The organism is Pseudoroseomonas ludipueritiae, assembly GCF_014490445.1.
Lineage (GTDB): Bacteria > Pseudomonadota > Alphaproteobacteria > Acetobacterales > Acetobacteraceae > Pseudoroseomonas > Pseudoroseomonas ludipueritiae.
On record NZ_JACTUZ010000045.1, the window covers coordinates 1 to 19,441 of the forward strand.

Consider the following 19,441-nt stretch of genomic DNA (forward strand, 5'->3'; position numbering starts at 1 on the left):
CACCGCAGCCGGGCGCAGCGGGCTGGTGCGGCTGGCGGTGCTGCCCTCGGTGGGCGCGACGGTGCTGCCGCCGGTGCTGGCGGCCCTGCGCGCCACCTATCCGGGCATTCGCGTGGTGGTGCGGGACGCCGTGGCGCGCGGCGTGGTGGCGCTGGTGAAGGCGGGCACCGTCGAGCTTGGCATCGGCACCGAGATCGAGCAGGACCCGGACGTGGAGGTCACGCCGCTCTTCGAGGACCGCATGGTGGCCGTGCTGCCCGCCGGCCACCGCTTCGAGGCATGGCGGGAGGTGCCGCTGCCGGCGCTGGCGGGAGAGGCACTGGTTCTGATGGACCCGGAAAGCAGCGTCCGCGCGCTGTTCGACCGCGCCTGCCGCCAAGTGGGCATGGTGGTGGCGCAGCCGGCCTGCGAGGCGACCTACATGAGCACCGCCGTGGCCCTGGTGCAGGCGGGGCTCGGGGTGGGTGTGCTGCCTTCCTCGGCCGTGGACCTGCGGATCTCGCCGGTGTTGCAGACACGGCCTGTGACGGAGCCGGAGATCCGGCGTTCCATCAGCCTTGTCCGGCGGGCCGGGCGCAGCCTTTCCCCGGCCGCCGAGGCGCTGGCGGGGAGCCTGCTGGCTCGCCGGCCCGGATGAAGCCGGGGAGGGAAGAGGATAGCGCCCCTGGCTCCCTGGCGCTTGCGGGCTGTTGCGCCCGCAAGCTGGCCGCCCGCCCGCTAGGCGGTGGTGCCGAAGCCGTAGAGCCGGTGGGCATTCTCCACCAGCACGCGGTTGCGCGCGGCCTCATCCGGCACCCAGTCCGCCAGCAGGTCCAGCAGCGCGCCGACATTCATCATGTGCCCCCAATGGGAGACATGCGGCCAGTCCGAGCCCCAGACGCAGCGGTCCGGCGCCGCCTGGTGCAGGGCGCGGGCGAAGGGCACCGTATCCGCGTAGGGCGGGCCTTCCACCGTGTTGCGGTAGGCGCCGGAGAGCTTCACCCAGCCGCCATCCCGCACCAGCGAGACCAGGGTCTGGAAGCCCTGGTCCCGCAGGCCGCGGCTGACCGGGAAGTGGCCCCAGTGGTCCACCACGAAGGGCACCGGCAGCCTGCCGAGGCGTGGCGCCAGCGGCACCAGGTCCCGCGCGTCGATCAGGAATTGCAGGTGCCAGCCCATTTCGCGCGCCAGGGCGGCATAGCCGTCCAGTTGCTCGAAGCCGATGCCGCCGCCGTAGAGGATGTTCAGGCGCAGCCCGACCACCCCGGCCTCCTGCATCGCCGCCAGTTCCCGCTCCGGCGTGTCGAGCGGGATGACGGCGATGCCGCGCAGCCGCTGCCGGTGGGCCCGCAGCGTGGAGAGCATCAGCCGGTTGTCGGTGCCATGCACGCTGACCTGCACCAGCACGCCATGCTCCATGCCCGTGGCGTCGAGCATGGCGAGGTAGCTCTCTGGCGTGGCTTCCGGTGGCGTGTAGCTGCGGGTGGGGACGAAGGGGTGTTCCGGCGGCAGGCCGATCACATGGGCATGGGTATCCACCGCCCCGGCCGGCACCGTGAAGCGCGTCGGGCCATGCGGGCGCGGGTCGGGCCCGGGGCAGGCCGGCGCCTGCCCCTTCTCGTTGTCGTTGTCAGCCGTCGGCATGGAGCACCTTGCCGCGTGTCTCCGGCAGCGCATAGGCCGAGATGAAGAACAGCGCATAGGCGCCGACCGCGAAGATGCAGATGGCATTGGCCAGCGTGGTGGTCTGCGACAGATAGCCGACCAGGAAGGGGAAGAGCGCCCCGATGCCACGGCCGAAATTGTAGCAGAAGCCCTGGCCGGAACCGCGCAGCCGCGTGGGGTACAGCTCGGTCAGGAAGGCGCCCATGCCGGAGAAATAGCCGGAGGCGAAGAAGCCCAGCGGCAGGCCCAGCACCCAGAGAAGCTGGTTGGACAGCGGCAGCTGCGTATAGGCCAGGATCACCGCGATGGCGCCCAGCGAGAAGACCAGGAAGAGGCTGCGGCGGCCGTAGCGGTCGGCGAACCAGGCGCCGGCGAGATAGCCCAGGAAGGAGCCGACGATCAGCGCCGAGAGATAGCCGGTGGAGCTGACGATGGAGAGGTTGCGCTCCGTGGTCAGGAAGCGCGGCACCCAGAAGGTGATGGCGTAATAGCCGCCCTGGCAGCCGGTGGAGACCAGCGAGGCCAGCACCGTGACCTTCAGGATCGGGCCCTGGAAGATCTCCAGGATGGAGGGGTGGTCGCCCCGCGCCGCGTCGCGCGCGCGGGTCTCGGCCGCCAGCTCCGGCTCCTTCACGTAGCTGCGGAGGTAGAGCACCAGCAGCGCCGGCAGGGCGCCGATGGCGAACATCCAGCGCCAGGCTTCCTCGGCCGGCAGCAGCGAGAAGAGCGCCGCCTGCGCCAGCACCGCCATGCCCCAGCCGATGGCCCAGCCCGATTGCACCGAGCCGACCGCGCGGCCGCGGTATTGCGCGCGGATGGTCTCGCCCATCAGCACGGCGCCCGCCGCCCATTCGCCGCCGAAGCCGAGGCCGAGCAGGGCGCGCAGCACCAGAAGCTGGTTGAAGTCCTGCGCGAAGGCGCAGAGCAGCGAGAAGAAGGAGAACCAGAGGATGGTGAGCTGCAGCGTGCGGACGCGGCCGATGCGGTCCGCCAGGAAGCCCGCGCCCCAGCCGCCGATGGCCGAGGCCAGCAGCGTGACGGTGCCGGCCAAGCCCGCCGTGCCGGCATCGACGTTCCACATCTTGATGATCGTGCCGATCACCAGCGGGTAGATCATGAAATCCATGCCATCGAGCGCCCAGCCCGTGGCGCAGGCCCAGAAGGTCCGTTTCTCGGGGACCGTCATGTCCTTGTAGAAGCCGGTCAGGCTGGTGTCCTCGATCGGCGCGACCGAGGCATCGGGTGTTGTCGCCATGCTTTCCCTCCCTGCCCGCCAGTCTCGGCGGGCGGAACAACAGGGGGCAGAATGTCGCCGCGGGGCGGGGCCGATCTATCCAGAAACCGCCGCGGTCACGCGGGCCTGACAGGGCTTTTGTCGAAAAATTGCCTTCAGCCGCGCCGCAGGCGGCGGTAGCGCGCCGGGCTGACCCCCACCGCCGCGCGGAAGGCCGCGCCGAAATGCGACTGGGAGGAAAAGCCGGAGGAGAGCGCGATATCGGCGATGGGGCGCCCGGTTTCCGCCAGCAGCCGGCGCGCGGCCTGCAACCGCTGCTCGATGACGAAGCGATGCGGCGTCAGCCCCGTGGCCCGCTTGAAGGCACGGATGAAGGCCGAGGGGCTGAGGCCCGCCACATCGGCCAGGTCCGCGATGCGGATGGCGGCCGCGGGGTCGGATTGGATGAGGTCGATCACCCGCTCCCGCATCCGGCCTTCCAGCACCGGTTCCCGGAAAGGCCGCGCCTGGGGCAGCGCGGCGTAGCGCTCGGAGAGGTGCAGCGCCACGGTATAGGCCAGTTGCTCGGCCAGCAGGGCGCTGAGGGGGCGGCGGCTGTCGCTGGCCTCCACCAGCCGGCTGGCGGTGGAGGCCAGGAAGGGGTCCTCGGTGTCCCAGGCCAGGTCCGCCAACTCCACCGGGCCGCTGGCGCCCCGCGCCGCGCCGGCATCCTTCAGCAACCCTTCTCCCAGGTAGAGCAGCACGAGCTTGCCCGAGCGCGTCTCCGGCACCGCGTCCACCACCACGTTGCATTCCGGCTGGCCGATGCGGAAGCGGCCGCAGCGGACCGGCGCGTCCCGCCGCACCCGCCCTTCCTCGATCAGCACGTGGCGGCGCACGTCGTAGAGCGTGATGGCCACGGTGGCGACGGGCAGCCGGCCGAAGTCATAGAGATGCGGGCCCGTGACCTCGCTGATGGCCGCGGCCAGCCCCGCCGAGGACCACAGGTTGATCAGCGCCGATTGCGTGCAGCCGGTGACGAGTTCCGCGTGCTGGATCGGGTCGAGGGGCATGGGGCTGGCCGGGTCGGAAACCGCGCCATTGTCCCCCGAAACCGCCCCAGGCTGCAACTCTGCCTTTCCCCGGCGGGGGCCGGCGGCGCGAACCCGTGATGCCCCCCGGCGTTGTCCGCCTGGGCGGGCGGGGCTTCAATGCCCCGACGGCGCGCCCTGCGCGAAGCGGAGGATGAGATGGAACAGCAGACCAGCCCGGAGACGGGCTTCCGGACCGAGACGGACTCGATGGGGGAGGTGCGGGTCCCGGCCGACCGTCTCTGGGGCGCCCAGACCCAGCGCTCGCGCGTCAACTTCCCCATCGGGGTGGAGCGCTTCCGCTTCGGGCGGCCGATGATCCGGGCGCTGGGCATCCTGAAGAAGGCGGCGGCCCTGGCCAATGCCGAGCTTGGGCAATTGCCGCGCGACCGTGCCGACCTGATCGTGCGGGCGGCGCAGGAGGTGATCGACGGCCAGTGGGACGCCGAATTCCCCCTGGTGGTGTTCCAGACCGGATCCGGCACCCAGACCAACATGAATGCCAATGAGGTGATCGCCAACCGCGCCATCCAGATCGCGGGCGGGCAGCTCGGCTCCAAGAAGCCGGTGCATCCCAATGACGACGTGAACCACAGCCAGTCCTCCAACGACACCTTCCCCACCGCCATGCATATCGCGGCGGTGGAGGTGCTGGCCGGCACCACCATCCCCGCCGTGCGGCAGTTGCGGGATACGCTGGATGCCAAGGCGCGCCATTTCGGCCATGTGGTGATGGTGGGCCGCACGCACCTGCAGGACGCGACGCCGGTGACGCTAGGGCAGGTGATCGGCGGCTGGGTGGCGCAGATGGACGATGCCGTGGCCACGCTGGAGCAGGCCATGGCCGGCCTCTGCCGCCTGGCCATCGGCGGCACGGCGGTGGGCACCGGCCTGAACGCCCATCCGCAATTCGGCGACACCGCCGCCCGCTTCATTGCGCAAGAGACCGGGCACCCCTTTGTCTCGGCACCCAACAAGTTCGCGGCGCTTTCCGCGCATGACGACCTGGTGAATGCCAGCGCGGCGCTGCGCACCCTGGCGGGGGCGCTGATGAAGATGGCCAATGACGTGCGCTGGTATGCCTGCGGCCCGCGCGCCGGCTTCGCCGAGCTGAAGATCCCGGAGAACGAGCCCGGCTCCTCCATCATGCCCGGCAAGGTCAACCCGACGCAGAGCGAGGCGATGACCATGGTGGCCGTGCAGGTCTATGGCAATGACGCCGCCGTGGCCTTCGCCGGCAGCCAGGGCAATTTCCAGCTCAATGTCTACAAGCCGGTGATGGTGCACAACGTGCTGGAATCGGCCGAGCTGATCGCCGATGCCTGCCGCGCCTTCGACGAGCACTGCGCCCGGGGCATCGAGCCGAACGAGGAGCGCATCCGCGAGCACCTGGAGAATTCGCTGATGCTGGTGACCGCGCTGAACCCGCATATCGGCTACGAGAAATCGGCCAAGATCGCCATGACCGCCTATCGGGACAACACGACATTGCGGGAGGCGGCGCTGAAGCTCGGCCATGTGACGGGCGAGCAGTTCGACCAATGGGTGCGGGCCGAGGAGATGACCGGCCCGAAGGGCTGAGCCCGCGCCCTTGATCCGCGCGCGGAATGGGGCTGACATGATGCCATGTCCGACATCGCCTCGTGCCCCGCTGCCGGCCGCCTTTGCGTGAAGGCCGCCCGGCCTTCGCCGCCGGCTGACGGCGGGCGGCCCGGGGCCTTGCCCGATGCCTCCACGCGGCACCTGCCGGACAGCGGTGCCGCATCCTGACCGGAGTTCAGCCATGAAGCGCAGAACCCTTCTGGGCGCCGCCGCCGGCGCCACCACCGCCGGGCTCCTGCCCACCCTGTCACGCCCCGCGCTGGCCCAGGGCAATGCCCGGGTGCTGCGCTTCGTGCCGGAAGGCAACCTGGCCAACCCGGACCCGATCTGGACCACCACCACCATCGCCCGCAACCACGGCGCGATGATCTGGGACATGCTCTACGGGCTGGACGACAGGTTCGAGCCGCAGCCGCAGATGGTGGCGGGCCATGAGCTTTCCGACGACCGACTGACCTGGCGCTTCACGCTGCGCGACGGGCTGTTCTTCCATGATGGCGAGAAGGTGCGCGCCATCGACTGCATCACCTCCATCCAGCGCTGGGCCCGCCGCCGCCCGCTGGGCCAGACCCTGCTGGCCCGCACGGAGGAGATGAAGGCGCTGGACGACAACCGCTTCGAGATCCGGCTGAACAAGCCCTACAGCCTGATGACGCGCGCCTTCGCGGATAGCTGCTTCATCATGCCGGAGCGGATCGCGAAGACGGATTCCTTCCAGCAGATCGGCGAATATGTCGGCAGCGGCCCCTTCCGCTTCCTGCGCGACGAATGGGTGGCGGGCTCCAAGGCCATCTATGCCCGCTTCGACAAATACGTGCCGCGGCAGGAGAAGCCGAGCTTCCTGGCCGGCGGCAAGGTGGCGCATTTCGACCGCGTCGAATGGATCGTGATGCCGGATTCCGCGACCGCCGCCGGCGCCTTGCAGAATGGCGAGGTGGACTGGCTGCAGCGGCCGGATTTCGACCTGCTGGGCATGCTGCGCGGCATGCGCAACGTGAAGGTGGTGGTGAACGACAAGGTCGGCGTGCTGGCCATGATGGCGCTGAACCACATCCAGCCGCCCTTCGATAATCCGAAGCTGCTGCGCGCCATTCTCTCTGCGGTGAAGCAGGAGGATTTCATGGCCGCCGCCGTGGGCGCCGAGCCGGAACTCTTCCATGTGCCCGCCGGTGTCTTCACGCCCGGCCTGCCCATGGCCAGCGATGCCGGGATGGAGGTGCTGACCAGGACGCGCGACATCGCCAAGGCACGGCAGATGGTGCAGGAAAGCGGCTACAAGGGCGAGAAGGTGCTGCTGATGTCGCCTTCCGACTACCCCGTGCAGGCGGCGCATGCGCAGGTGGCGGCGGATTTGTTCAAGCAACTGGGCCTGAATGTGGAATTCGCCAGCATGGACTGGGGCACGCTGGTGCAGCGGCGTTCCAGCAAGGAGCCGCCGGACAAGGGGGGCTGGACCGCCTTCACCACCACCTATGAGGGGCTGACGGTGGCCGACCCCTCCAGCAACGTGCCGCTGCGCGGCAATGGCGCGCAGGGCTGGTTCGGCTGGCCCACCAGCCCGCGCCTGGAGGCGCTGCGCGAGGAATGGCTGGACGCGCCGGATACCGCCGAGCAGAAGCGCATCGCGGCCGAGATGCAGCGCGTGGCCTTCGAGGAAGTGCCCTTCATGCCGCTCGGCCAGCTTTACTACCCGACGGCGCACCGCGCCGAGCTGCTCGACATCGTCCCCGCTTCCTTCCCGATCTTCTGGAACGTGCGGCGGGCGTGACGGGACGGGCCTGGGGAAAGGCCCTTTCCCCAGGCCCTGGCCTTGCTCCGGCGGGCTTTAGCCCGACATGCCGACGCGCCGCAGCACCGGCTCCCATTTCTCGGTTTCCGAGGCCAGGAAGCGCGTGCATTCCGCCGGCGTGCTGCTGGGCCGGACCTGCATGGCCATGTCCAGCAGGCGGCGCTGGAAGGGCTCCTGGCCTGTCACCTTGTTCACCGCCGCGTTCAGGGCGGTGACGATCGGCTCCGGCGTGCCGGCGGGGGCCATCAGCATGTGCCAGCTATAGGCCTCGTAGCCCGGCACGCCGGCCTCGTGGATGGTGGGGACTTCCGGCGCCACCGGCGAACGCTCCGGCGCGCCGAGGCCGAGCACCCGCAGCTCGCCACGCTCCACGTAAGGCATGGCGCCGGTGCCGACATCGATCAGCATGGCGACATTGCCGCTCAGCAGGTCCGGCATGGCCGCCGAGCTGCCGCGATAGGGCACATGCTGCACCTTCAGGTTGCCCGCCATGCTGAGGAACAGCTCGGAAGCCAGATGCACCGCGCCGCCGATGCCGGAGGAGGCGTAGGAATACTTGCCGGGATTATCACGGAACAATGCGATCAGCTCCTGCAGGTTCTTCACCGGCAGGTTCTTGTTGACGAAGAGCACCATGGGCACCTGGCCGATCAGCGCGGCGGGCGCGAAATCGGCCACGGGGTCGAAGGGCAGTTGCGGGAAAAGCGGCCGCAGCACCGAATGCGCGATGGTGGTGTAGAGCAGCGTATGGCCATCCTTAGGCGCCTTGGCGACGAATTCGGTGCCGACCACCACGCCGGCGCCGGTGCGGTTCTCCACCAGGCAGCGCTGCGGCAGCACCTTGCCGAGGTCTTCCGCCAGCATCCGCGCCGCGACATCGGTGGGGCCGCCGGCTGCGAAGGGCACGATCAGGCGCACGGGCTGGTTGGGCCATGCCGGGGCCGGCTGCGCGGTGGCTGGGCTGGGGGTGGTGGCAAGCGGGCTCAGCATCAGCCCTGCGGCTGAAGCCATGATACTCCGGCGCTTCATTGGCGCTCCTCCCTTTATCCGGGAAGTATCGCTGTTGTTTCGGCGCGGGGTCAATTTCTTGCTGGCCCCGCGCAGGGCCCTTCCTGCCCCGGCTCGGCGGTGCCAGCCTGCGAGCCTTGGAGAAAGGGGAGGGGGCCGATGGCAGATCCCGGGCGCCGGAGCCAGGCCCGCATCTTCACCGAGGGCTTCGCCGGGCGCCGCCCGCGCATTCCCGTCGCGCCGGAGGCGCTGGAGCGCGCGGCGCTGGCTCGGATGCGCGGCGATGCCGCCGCCTATGTCGCCGGCGGCGCGGGGCTGGAGCGGACCATGGCGGCCAATCGCGCGGCCTTCGACCATTACCGCATCCTGCCGCGCATGCTGCGCGACGTCTCCGCCCGCCGGCTCTCGGTGGAGCTTTTCGGCCGCAGCCTGCCGCTGCCGCTGCTGCTGGCGCCCATCGGCGTGCTGGAGATGGCGCACCGGCAGGGCGACCTCGCCGCCGCCCGCGCCGCGGCGGCGGAGGGGCTGGGCTTCATCGCCTCCAGCCAGTCCTCGGTGCCGATGGAACAGGTCGCCGCCGCCTGCGGGGAAGCGCCGCGCTGGTTCCAGCTCTACTGGTCTTCCAGCGACGCCCTGATGCAAAGCTTCATGCGGCGGGCCGAGGCGGCGGGCTACGAGGCCATTGTCCTGACCCTGGACACCACGCAACTGGGCTGGCGCCCGCGCGACCTGGACCGGGGCTACCTGCCTTTCCTGCGGGGCCGTGGGCTGGCCAATTACCTGTCCGACCCCGTCTTCCGTGGCCTGCCGCCGCCGGAGCTGCCGGCGGGGGAGCGCCCGCCCCTGGGGCTGGGCTCCCTGCCGGCGATCCTGGAACTGCTGCGCCGCTGGCCCGGCGGGCTGCGGCAGGCCCTGGCCGCGCCGCGGGAGGTGGTGCAGGCCGTGCAGCGCTTTATTGCCGTCTATTCCCGCCCCGACCTGACCTGGGAAGACCTGCCGAGGCTGCGCCGGGCGACGCGGCTGCCCATCCTGCTGAAGGGAATCCTGCACCCCGACGACGCGCGGCGGGCGCTGGATGCCGGGGTGGACGGCATCATCGTGTCCAACCATGGCGGGCGGCAGGTCGATGGCGGCGTGGCGGCGCTGGACATGCTGGCGCCGGTGGCCGGGGCCGTGGCGGGGCGGGTGCCCGTGCTTTTCGACGGCGGCATCCGCACGGGGGCCGATGTGGTGAAGGCCCTCAGCCTGGGCGCGAAGGCGGTGCTGCTGGGCCGCCCCTATGTCTATGGCCTGGCGCTGGCGGGAGAGGCGGGGGTGCAGCAGGTGATCCGGAACCTCGCGGCCGAACTGGACCTGACCCTGGCCCTGATGGGCTGCCGGGGCCTGGATGAGCTGGATGCATCGGTGCTGGAAGCATCCCGGCGGGCGTGAGCGCGGCCGTGGTTTTCCCCAGTTCGCGGGGACAGAGCTGTGGATGAACCGAGGGACAGCCTTTGCAGGATGGGGAACAGGGATGCCGCGCCGGTTCGGGCGCGAGATCCTGATCCCATTTCACCGTCTTAGGTCATTTATTTGGTTCATTGATTCAACTGGAACGCCATGCTTGAGTGCTGCGGAAGTGAAGCCCGGACAACGGGCCACGCCGAGGAGGAAACGGATGCGCCGCAGACAACTTGCCGGCCTGGGTCTTCTCGCCTGCGGCCTCGCCCGCCCAGGCTTCGCGCAGGTGGAGAAATTCCCCAGCAGGCCCATCCGCTGGGTCCTGCCCTATGCCCCCGGCGGGCCGGCGGATGCCTTCAGCCGCGCGGTCGGGCGCGGCGTGACGGAGCGGCTGGGCCAGCCGGTGGTGGTGGACAGCCGCCCGGGCGCCGGCGGCGTGCTGGGCGTGGAGATCGTCGCGAAGGCACCCGCCGATGGCTATACGATCGGCGTGGGCGGCACCGGCTCCCTGGCCGGCGCGCTGAGCCTCATGCCGCAGATGCCCTATGATCCGCTGAAGGACTTCGCGCCCATCACCATGATGGCGGCTGTGCCGGAAATCCTGGCGGTGAATGCCAGGGTGCCGGCCCGCACGGTGGCGGAACTGGTGGCGCTGGCGAAGGCGAAGCCGGGCGGGCTTTCCTACGGTTCCGGCGGCAATGGCACCGGCCCGCATCTGGCGGGGGAGCTGCTGCGCCTGCGCACGGGCATCGACATCGTGCATGTGCCCTATCGCGGCGCCGCGCCCGCCACCACCGACCTCGTCTCGGGCCAGATCCAGATGATGATCGGCGAGGCCCCGGCGCTGATGCCCTTCATCCAGTCCGGCGAATTGCGTGCCCTGGCCGTGACCACGCGCAACCGCCTGCCCGTGCTGTCCGATGTGCCGACCCTGGCGGAGGCGGGCGTGCGGGACCTGGAGCTGGAGAACTGGTACTGCCTGCTGGCCCCCGCCGCCGTGCCGGCGGAGCGGCTGGAGATCCTGCGCCGCGCCATTGTCGAGACGCTGGGCGATGCCGAGGTGCAGCGCATCTTCGCCGCCCAGGGCGCCATGGCGGCGCCTGGCACGCCGGAGGCGCTGATGGACCGTATCCGGCAGGAGATCGCCCGCTGGGCCGAGGTCTCGCGTGCCGCCGGCACCCGGGCGAACTGAGGGAAGGGGAAAGCATGCCGGGCCAGACGGTCGCGCAGAAGATCATCGCCCGCGCCCTGGGGCGGGAGGCGGTGGAGGTCGGGGAATATGTCACCGTCTCGGCCGATTACACCGTGTGCCAGGAACTGTTCTGGCCCGGCCACCAGCGGAACCTGGAGCGCATCGGGGTGGAGCGCATCCCGCGCCCCGACAAGGCGGTGATGGTGATCGACCATTCCACCTCCGCCGCCATGGGCTCGCACCACTACCAGACGCACCGCTCCCTGCGGGATTGGTGCGAGGCGCAGGGGATCGAGAACTTCTTCGGCCCCGGCAGCGGTTTGCGCCACCTCATGATGGTGGAGCGCGGCCTGGCGCGGCCGGGGCTGCTGATCTTCTCGGATGAAGGCAATATCGCCAGCCTCGGCGCCGTCGGCGCGCTGAACATCCCGATCTCCACCGAGGTCGTCGTCTCCCTCATCGAGAACCAGAACTGGCTGGCGGTGCCGCCCTCCGCCCGCATCACCCTGACGGGCAAGCTGCCTTTCGGTGTCACGGCGCGGGACCTGATCCAGACCATCATCCGCGACTATGGCGCGACCGACCGCCTGCTGGGCTGCTGCGTCGAATTCACCGGCCCGGCCATCGCCAGCCTCTCGCTGGACGACCGCCAGACCATCCTGGCCTCGCTCTTCCACAGCGGCGCCTATACCGGGGTGATGCCGGTGGATGCGGTGGCCCGCGCCTATGTCGAGGCCCGCGCGGCCGGCCCCTGGCAGGTGGTGGAAGCCGACCCGGACGCCGAATACGTGCTGGAGGCGAGCTACGACCTTTCCGCCCTCTCCCCCATGGTGACGCGGCCGCCGGACCTGCATGGCGGCGTGCCGGTGGAGGAGGTGAGCGGGCGGCGGATCGACCAGGCCACCATCGGTTCCTGCGCCGGCAACCGGCTGGACGACATGCGCGCGGCGGCCGAGATCCTGCGCGGCCGCCAGGTGGCGCGGCATGTCACGCTCTACATCACGCCGGGAAGCCGGGAGGTCTATTCGGCGGCGGCGCGGGAGGGATTGCTGGAAGTCTTCTCCGATGCCGGCGCCACGGTGCTGGCCCCGGGCTGCACCACCTGCTGGGGCTACCAGGGCCAGTTGAACGACCATGAGGTGCTGATCTCGACGCAGCAGTTCAACTACCAGGGCCGCAACGGCAGCCGCTCGGCGGAAGTCTTTCTCGCCGGCCCCTATGCGGTGGCCGCCGCCGCCGTGGCGGGACGGATCGTGGACCCGCGCGGGATGCTGGCGATGCAGCCGGCGGGAGCCTTGTCATGAGCGAATCCCTGCACGGCCGCGTCTGGAAGTTCGGCGACAACATCAGCGGCGATGACGGGATCATCGAATTCTCGATCGTGCGCGAGGGCTTCGGCAAGGCCTTCGACGAGGAGGCGCTGCGGGCCATGTGCTTCCGCCGCCTGCGGCCCGAGTTCCCGGCCGAGGTGCGGCCCGGCGACATCGTGGTGGGCGGCCGCAACTTCGGCCACCACAACCATGTCGAGGTCAGCGTTGCCATCAAGGCATCCGGCATCGCCGTGGTGATCGTGGAGTCCTGTGAATCCGGCATCATCCGCCGCGCGCTGAATGTCGGCCTGCCGATCATGACCTGCCCCGGCATCACCGATGCCGTGCAGGATGGCGAGGTGATCGAGGCGAACCCGGCGACGGGCATCATCCGCACCGCCGCTGGCACGGTGCTGCGCGCCCGGCCCTTCTCGCCCCGCATGGTGCAGATCTGGCAGGCCGGCGGCTCCATCCCGCTGCTGGAGCGGGAATTCGCCGAACGCCGCGCGGCCGCCGCCGGGGCCTAGAGGCTCATCAGGCTGGCATTGCCGCCGGCCGCGGCGGTGTTGGTGCTGACGGAGCGTTCCAGCAGCAGCATGTCCGGCCGGTAGAGACCGCTCTCCTCCGGCAGCAGCACCGGGCGCAGCGGGCCCTGCTGCGCGGCGAGGTCGCGGTTCAGGCCGCGCAGCGTCTCCGCTTCTCCGTCGAAGAGCACGGCGGCGCAAGCGCGGAGGTCATCGCCGCCCGCCGGCCGCAGGCGGGATGCCAGAGCGGGGGGCAGCCCGTCCAACAGCGCCAGCGCCTCCTTCGGTGCCTGGACGCGCACGGCATTGCCGGTGGAGAGGCAGGCCGCCGCCTGCAGGGCCAGCCCCTCCCGCGTCGTGGCATGGCACAGCACCGTGCCGCGCGGGTGCAGCGCATAGCGGTTCAACTCGCCAACCGGGCCGGGGAGGGTGATCTCCAGCCCGCAGCGGGAGGCCGCCACCTGTTCCGCGCAGCGCGCGGCCAGCGCGGCCTCGCCCCGCCCGCGCAGCCAGTCCAGGAAGGCCGTGGCTTCCGGCAGGGCAGAGGTGGCGGGCAGCGGCGGCTCGGCCGGGGAGGCCGCCAGCAGGCGCCGCAGGTAGAGCGGCCCGCCTGCCTTGGGCCCGGTGCCGGAGAGCCCATGCCCGCCGAAGGGCTGCACCCCCACCACGGCGCCGATGATGTTGCGGTTGATGTAGATATTGCCCGCGCCCGCCCAGTCCGTCAGCCGCGCGATGGTTTCGTCGATGCGCGAATGCGCGCCGAAGGTGAGGCCATAGCCGGTAGCATTGATGTCGCGCACCAGCGCCTCCATGCCCTCCCGCCGGAAGCGCAGCACATGCAGCACGGGGCCGAAGACTTCCCGCTCCAGCTCGGTGACCTTGCCGATCTCGATGATGGTGGGCGCGACGAAGCTGCCCTCGCGGCACTCGGCCGGCAGCGGCAGGGCATGCACCGGGCGGCCGGCGGCGCGCATGGCGTCGATATGCTTCTGGATGCCGGCGCGCGCTTCCTCGGTGATGACGGGGCCGATATCGGTGCTCAGCCGTGCGGGGTTGCCCAGGCGCAGTTCCGCCAGGGCGCCCTTCAGCATGGTCAGCACACGCTCCGCGATATCCTCCTGCAAGCACAGCAGGCGCAGGGCGGAACAACGCTGCCCGGCGCTGTCGAAGGCGGAGGCCATGACATCCGCCACCACCTGTTCCGCCAGCGCGGAACTGTCCACCACCATGGCATTCTGCCCGCCGGTCTCGGCCACCAGCGGCACGGGCCGCCCGCCCGCGCCGAGGCGCCCGGCGAGCTGGCGCTGGATCAGCCGCGCCACATCGGTGGAGCCGGTGAACATCACGCCCTCGGCGCGCGAGTCGGCCACCAGCCGCGCGCCCACCTTGCCCTCGCCGGGCAGCAGTTGCAGCACCGCCGGCGGCACGCCCGCCTCATGCAGCAGCGCCACGGCCAGGGAGGCGATCAGCGGCACTTCCTCCGCCGGCTTGGCCAGCACGGGGTTGCCCGCCACCAGCGCCGCCGCCACCTGGCCGGTGAAGATGGCCAGCGGGAAGTTCCAGGGAGAGATGCAGACCACCGGGCCGAGCGGCCGGTGCGCGGCGGTGAAGCCGCGCGCCTGGGTGGCGTAGTAGCGCAGAAAGTCCACCGCCTCCCGCACCTCGCCCACCGCATTGGGCAGGGACTTGCCGGCCTCCCGCACGATGGGGCCGAGCAGGGCCTCCATGCGTGCCTCCATCAGCGTGGCGGCACGCTCCAGCATGGCGGCGCGCTGGGCCGGCGAGGTGGCGGCCCAGCCCGGCGCGGCAGCCACCGCGCGGGCCAGGGCGGCATCCACCACGGCATCATCGGCCTCCACCACATGGCCGACCAGGTCGCGCCGGTCGGCGGGGTTGCGGACCTCCTGCCGGCTGTCGGCCACGGCGCCCGGCGCCGCCAGCAGCGGCGTGGCATGGTCCCGCAGGGTGGCGCCGAGGGCGGCGAGGCGCTCCTCGTTCGTCAGGTCGAGCCCGGCGGAATTGGGGCGGTCGTCGCCGAAAAGGTCGCGCGGCAGGGCGATGGCATCGTGCGGGCGGCCGAGGGGGGACAGCGCGCGGGCCTCGGCCACCGGGTCGGCCACCAGCATCTCCACCGGCACGGCGGGGTCGTTGATGCGGTTGACGAAGGAGGAATTGGCGCCGTTCTCCAGCAGCCGCCGCACCAGATAGGCCAGCAGCGTCTCATGCGTGCCGACGGGCGCGTAGATGCGGCAGGGGCGGTTCAGCCGCTCCGGGCCCACCACTTCCTCGTAGAGCGGCTCGCCCATGCCGTGCAGGCATTGGAATTCGTATTGCCCGGGCTGCCACTTTGCCGGGCCGGCCATGCTGTGGATGGCGGCCAGGGTGCGCGCGTTATGCGTGGCGAATTGCGGGAAGACGGCATCGGGCGCCGCCAGCAGCCGCCGCGCGCAGGCGAGGTAGGAGACATCCGTGTGGATCTTGCGCGTGAAGACCGGGAAGTCTTCCAACCCGTCCAGTTGCGCGCGCTTGATCTCGCTGTCCCAATAGGCGCCCTTCACCAGCCGCACCATCATGCGGCGCTGCGTGCGGCGGGCGAGGTCCACCACGAAATCCACCACGAAGGGCGCGCGGCGCTGATAGGCCTGGATGACGAAGCCCACGCCATCCCAGCCCGCCAGGCGCTCGTCCTGGCAGAGCGCCTCCAGCAGGTCGAGCGAGAGTTCCAGCCGGTCGGCTTCCTCCGCGTCGATGTTCAGGCCGATGTCGTAGCGGCGGGCCAGCACGGCCAGTTCCGCCACGCGCGGCAGCAGCTCCTCCATCACCCGCTGCCGCTGCGCCCGGCTGTAGCGCGGGTGCAGGGCGGAAAGCTTGATGGAGATGCCTGGGCCTTGCTGGATGCCCCGGCCGGCGGAAGCCTTGCCGATGGCGTGGATGGCGGTCTCATAGTCGCGGAAATAGCGGTTGGCATCGGCGGCCGTGGTCGCGGCCTCGCCCAGCATGTCATAGGAATAGCGGAAGCCCTTGGCCTCCATGGCGCGGCTGCGGGCCAGGGCTTCCTCGATGGTCTGGCCGGTGACGAATTGCTCGCCCATCATCCGCATGGCGAGATCGACGCCCCGGCGGATCACCGGCTCCCCCGCGCGGGCGATCAGCCGGGTCAGGGCCGAGCCGAGCCCGGCCTCGCTATTGGTGGCCGAAAGCCGACCGGTGACCACCAGCCCCCAGGTGGCGGCATTGACGAAGAGCGAGGGCGAATGGCCGAGATGCGCCCGCCAATCGCCGCCGCCGATCTTGTCGCGGATCAGCGCATCCCGCGTGGCGGTGTCGGGGATGCGCAGCAGCGCCTCCGCCAGGCACATCAGCGCCACGCCTTCCTGGGAGGAGAGGGAGAATTCCTGCACCAGGGCCTCCACCCCGCTGCCCCGGCGCTTGCCGCGCAGGGCGGTGACGAGGCGCCGCGCCAGCGCCGCCGTGGCGGCCTCCTGTTCCGCCGGCAGGGCGGCCTGCTCCAGCAGCGGCGGCAGGCAGGCGGTCTCGGGGCGGCGATAGGCGGCGGTGATGGCGGCGCGCAGCGGCGTCTGCGGGTGCAGGTCTTCCAGGAAGGGCCGGAAGGGCTGCGGCGCGGGGGCGATGGCTGGGGCGGTGGTGCTCATGGTCGCGTCATCTCGGCGGGAAGGCCTGGATTTTAGGTCTTGCCCGCCAGATCGAAATAGCGGTTTGGCAGGCTTCGCCGTAGAAAGCGCGGCTTTAGGGCCATTCGGTAGAGAATCATGCAGAAGATCGACCAGACCGACCGCGCCATCCTGGCCGTGCTGCAGCGGGAGGGGAGAATCACCAACCTCGAACTCGCGGACCGTATCGGCCTTTCGCCCACCGCCACCAGCGAGCGCATGCGGCGGCTGCTGAAGGATGGGCTGGTCACCGGCTTCGGCGCGCGGCTGGACCCGCAGCAACTCGGCTTCGGCCTGCTGGTCTTCGTGGAGGTGCTGCTGGACAAGACGACGCCGGATGTCTTCGACCGCTTCGCCGCGGCGGTGAACCGCGCGCCGGAAGTGCTGGAATGCCACATGGTGGCCGGCGGCTTCGACTACCTGGTGAAGACGCGGGTGCGCGACATGGCGGCCTACCGCACCTTCCTCGGCACGGTGCTGCTGGGCCTGCCTGGGGTGCGGGAGACGCGGACCTATGCCGTGATGGAGGAGGTGAAGAGCGATGCGCCGCTGCCGCTGTGAGCCTCGCCGCTGAGGCTGGACCACCGGCCAGAGGTTGTGATGGGCCTGCGGCGAGTTGAGCAGAGGCTTCCGCGTGCCGGCCGCCAGGTGCGGCCTGGAACCCTTCTTCCGTCGGTGCCGCCGCCGCCCGGCATCCCGGGCGAGGGCGTCAGGCACATCCATTCATCATCGGACAGATCGGACAGGCTCGAGAACCAGAAGCGGGCGCCAACGGTGGATTGCGCAGGAACAAGCACCGTGCTGCTTTGTGCCTTTAAAATCTGTTATTCCATTTCAATTAATTGAGCCAGACGAGAATCTGCCGGATCAATTCAGTTTCCATTTCGAAACTAATAAAAACGGTCTAGCATGCCTGCATGCGCCGCCGGATCTTCTGCATTACCTCGCTCACGACCGCATTATTGGCAAAGCCCGGATCGACCTCGGCCGCCACGCTCCCCTTGCCCGGCCCATCCGACGCGCGCAGGATTCAGCTGCGCCACGCGGCATCAGGCGCCGCCTTCTCCGGCATCTATCACAACGGCCGCGCGGCGGACCTGGTGGCCATGGCGGAACTCTCGGAAGTGCTTGCCGATACCCGCACCGGCGAGACCCGGTCCTTCGACGTCGCTGCCATCGACATCGTTTGGGAAATGGGCCGCCGGCAGCGCATGGCGGAACTCATTGTGTTATCCGGCTACCGGACGGAGGCCACGAACCGCGAGGTGAACGGCGCCGTCAACAGCCAGCACCTGCGCGCGGCCGCGCTGGACCTGCAGATCTCCAGAGCAAGATTCGACAACTTCGGGGAAGCGGCATTCAAGCTGGGCCGTGGCGGTGTTGGACTGTACCCGGCGCATGGCTTCATCCACCTCGATTCCGGCCCGGTGCGGCGCTGGATCGACGGCGGCCCGGCCCTTGCCGCGCCCGTGGTGAAGGGGCCGCCACCCCGCACACCTGCCGAGCAGCGGATCGACCGCATGGCGGAGGCCTGGGCCAGCCTGCGCCGGCGCTGAGGCCGGCAGTGGATGGGTTGCAACAGCCCTCGTCGCGTCTTGTCCAGGGCGCACCCCCACGAGGCACAGGGGCGGACAACGGAACAAGGCCGGCGGCCTGACACCAGCCCTGGTCCGCCCGGAGCAGGGGCGCCACTCCGCCACCTGGCCCTGGCTCTATCAGGCTTGCCTGTTCTCAGGGGGAAGCAGCGGGAAGGCGGCCATCACCCAGGTTGCCTCCGAGCCACCGTCGAGCGGCCAGGCCCTGCCCCTGCCTCGGTGCTCAGGTCTGTTGCCTTCCTAGGCTCGAACGCTGTCCCACTCAAAAACAGATAAACTGTCCCTTCTCATCCCCTGCTCACTGGGACAATTTTCCCTCCAATCAGTCAAAAACATGGAGGGGCGTCACATGAACCGCCGCATGGTCCTCACCGGCAGCATGGGTCTGCCGGCATTGTTGCTCGCACCCGGTGCCGCGCGGGCCCAGGACGCGTCAGGCGCCTGGCCGGCCCGTGCCGTCACGATTGTTGAGGGCTACCCACCCGGCGGCGTCACCGACCTCGCCTCCCGCGCGGTCGCGGAGCGCATGACGCGCGAGCTCGCTGTGCCCGTGGTCATCGAGAACCGCCCGGGCGCCGCGACCTCCGTCGCCGCCACGGCGGTCGCCCGCGCGCGGCCGGATGGCTACACGCTGGTCATGGGCACCACCACCCTCGCCATCAACCAGACGCTGCAGCCGAACCTCACCCCGAAGGACCCCGGCCGCGAGCTGGACCCGATCGGGATGGTGTTCCAGACCCCCTTCATCCTGCATGTCCATCCCTCCCTGCCGGTGAGCACGACCGCCGAGCTGATCGACTACGCGAAGGCCAATCCGGGCAAGGTGAGCTTCGCCTCGCCGGGCACCGGCGCCGTCAGCCACCTGTGCCTGGAGCTGTTCAAGGCGCGCACGGGGATCGACATCGTCCATGTGCCCTACCGTGGCGGCGCGCCGGCCGCGCTGGACCTGCGCCAGGGGCGTGTCCACGCCATGTTCCAGGCGCCGCAGGAAGCCGCGCCGACCCTGCGGGAAGGCGCCACGCGCGGCCTCTCCGTGACCGCGCCGCAGCGCCTGGCGGATTACCCCGACCTGCCGCCGATCGGTGAGACGCTGCCGGGCTTCGAGGTCTTCTTCTGGCAGGGCCTCTTCGCGCCGGCGGGCACCCCTGGCCCGGTCATCGCCCGGGCCGCGGCGGCCCTCCGCGCCGCCACCGAGGACCCCACGATCCGCGCGCGCCTCGCCGAGCAGGGCGTGCAGCTCGTCTCGGGCGATGCCGAGGTGCTGCGGCGGACCCTGGCTGCCGACACCGCGCGCTGGGGCTCCGTGATCCGCGAGGCGAATATCCGCCTGGAATAAGGGCGGCACCGTCTCCGCGCCCCGAT

General features: G+C 70.4%; 15 protein-coding genes. 10 read left to right on the forward strand and 5 right to left on the reverse strand.

Annotation, left to right across the window (positions count from 1 at the left end; all coding sequences use genetic code 11):
* The coding region (locus IBL25_RS11905) for a LysR substrate-binding domain-containing protein (RefSeq protein WP_187778764.1) at positions 1-637 on the forward strand (637 nt) is incomplete at its 5' end.
* Positions 638-717: 80 nt separating this feature from the next.
* Here the strand turns inward: IBL25_RS11905 and IBL25_RS11910 are convergent.
* The 3 genes from IBL25_RS11910 to IBL25_RS11920 all read right to left on the reverse strand — a co-directional run bounded on the left by IBL25_RS11910 (position 718) and on the right by IBL25_RS11920 (position 3,987).
* Complete coding sequence (locus tag IBL25_RS11910) at positions 718-1,623, reverse strand: amidohydrolase family protein (protein WP_187778765.1); 906 nt, start codon at positions 1,621-1,623, stop codon at positions 718-720.
* Positions 1,610-2,899 carry an MFS transporter gene (locus tag IBL25_RS11915; RefSeq protein WP_187778766.1) on the reverse strand — a complete coding sequence of 430 codons (1,290 nt, stop codon included), beginning with the start codon at positions 2,897-2,899 and terminating at the stop codon, positions 1,610-1,612. Before IBL25_RS11915 ends, IBL25_RS11910 begins: the two co-directional genes overlap by 14 nt.
* Before the next feature lie 134 nt (positions 2,900-3,033).
* A complete protein-coding gene (locus tag IBL25_RS11920; RefSeq protein WP_202986761.1) occupies positions 3,034-3,987 on the reverse strand; it encodes a helix-turn-helix domain-containing protein in 954 nt (317 codons plus the stop codon).
* A 120-nt stretch (positions 3,988-4,107) separates the two neighbouring features.
* On the opposite strand from IBL25_RS11920, the gene fumC reads away from it, so the two are divergent.
* Entirely contained in the window at positions 4,108-5,529 is a 1,422-nt protein-coding gene (gene fumC / locus IBL25_RS11925; RefSeq protein ID WP_187778785.1) for a class II fumarate hydratase, read from the forward strand.
* Between the two features lie 202 nt (positions 5,530-5,731).
* Positions 5,732-7,318, forward strand: coding sequence for an ABC transporter substrate-binding protein (locus IBL25_RS11930; RefSeq protein WP_187778767.1), 1,587 nt, complete (start codon positions 5,732-5,734; stop codon positions 7,316-7,318).
* A gap of 57 nt (positions 7,319-7,375) precedes the next feature.
* On the opposite strand, the gene IBL25_RS11935 is transcribed toward IBL25_RS11930, so the two are convergent.
* Positions 7,376-8,329: a Bug family tripartite tricarboxylate transporter substrate binding protein gene (locus IBL25_RS11935; RefSeq protein WP_238940376.1), complete on the reverse strand. Its 954-nt coding sequence runs from the start codon at positions 8,327-8,329 to the stop codon at positions 7,376-7,378.
* Between the two features lie 177 nt (positions 8,330-8,506).
* On the opposite strand from IBL25_RS11935, the gene IBL25_RS11940 reads away from it, so the two are divergent.
* The 4 genes from IBL25_RS11940 to IBL25_RS11955 all read left to right on the forward strand — a co-directional run bounded on the left by IBL25_RS11940 (position 8,507) and on the right by IBL25_RS11955 (position 12,816).
* Positions 8,507-9,778, forward strand: coding sequence for an alpha-hydroxy-acid oxidizing protein (locus IBL25_RS11940; protein WP_187778769.1), 1,272 nt, complete (start codon positions 8,507-8,509; stop codon positions 9,776-9,778).
* A gap of 226 nt (positions 9,779-10,004) precedes the next feature.
* On the forward strand, positions 10,005-10,979 hold the full coding sequence (locus tag IBL25_RS11945) for a Bug family tripartite tricarboxylate transporter substrate binding protein (protein WP_187778770.1): 975 nt from the start codon (positions 10,005-10,007) through the stop codon (positions 10,977-10,979).
* Positions 10,980-10,993: 14 nt separating this feature from the next.
* On the forward strand, positions 10,994-12,283 hold the full coding sequence (locus IBL25_RS11950) for a 3-isopropylmalate dehydratase large subunit (protein ID WP_187778771.1): 1,290 nt from the start codon (positions 10,994-10,996) through the stop codon (positions 12,281-12,283).
* Positions 12,280-12,816, forward strand: coding sequence for a 3-isopropylmalate dehydratase small subunit (locus tag IBL25_RS11955; protein ID WP_187778772.1), 537 nt, complete (start codon positions 12,280-12,282; stop codon positions 12,814-12,816). Before IBL25_RS11950 ends, IBL25_RS11955 begins: the two co-directional genes overlap by 4 nt.
* On the opposite strand, the gene putA is transcribed toward IBL25_RS11955, so the two are convergent.
* Positions 12,813-16,466 (reverse strand): trifunctional transcriptional regulator/proline dehydrogenase/L-glutamate gamma-semialdehyde dehydrogenase, encoded by a 3,654-nt coding sequence (putA, locus tag IBL25_RS11960; RefSeq protein ID WP_187778773.1) that lies wholly within the window; start codon positions 16,464-16,466, stop codon positions 12,813-12,815. The genes IBL25_RS11955 and putA overlap by 4 nt on opposite strands.
* A 117-nt stretch (positions 16,467-16,583) precedes the next feature.
* Here putA and IBL25_RS11965 point away from each other — a divergent pair, with 117 nt between their 5' ends.
* The 3 genes from IBL25_RS11965 to IBL25_RS11975 all read left to right on the forward strand — a co-directional run bounded on the left by IBL25_RS11965 (position 16,584) and on the right by IBL25_RS11975 (position 19,415).
* Positions 16,584-17,045 carry an Lrp/AsnC ligand binding domain-containing protein gene (locus tag IBL25_RS11965; protein WP_187778774.1) on the forward strand — a complete coding sequence of 154 codons (462 nt, stop codon included), beginning with the start codon at positions 16,584-16,586 and terminating at the stop codon, positions 17,043-17,045.
* 356 nt (positions 17,046-17,401) lie between these two features.
* Complete coding sequence (locus IBL25_RS11970) at positions 17,402-18,040, forward strand: YcbK family protein (RefSeq protein WP_194433689.1); 639 nt, start codon at positions 17,402-17,404, stop codon at positions 18,038-18,040.
* A gap of 388 nt (positions 18,041-18,428) precedes the next feature.
* On the forward strand, positions 18,429-19,415 hold the full coding sequence (locus IBL25_RS11975) for a Bug family tripartite tricarboxylate transporter substrate binding protein (protein WP_187778776.1): 987 nt from the start codon (positions 18,429-18,431) through the stop codon (positions 19,413-19,415).
* Positions 19,416-19,441: the final 26 nt, after the last annotated feature.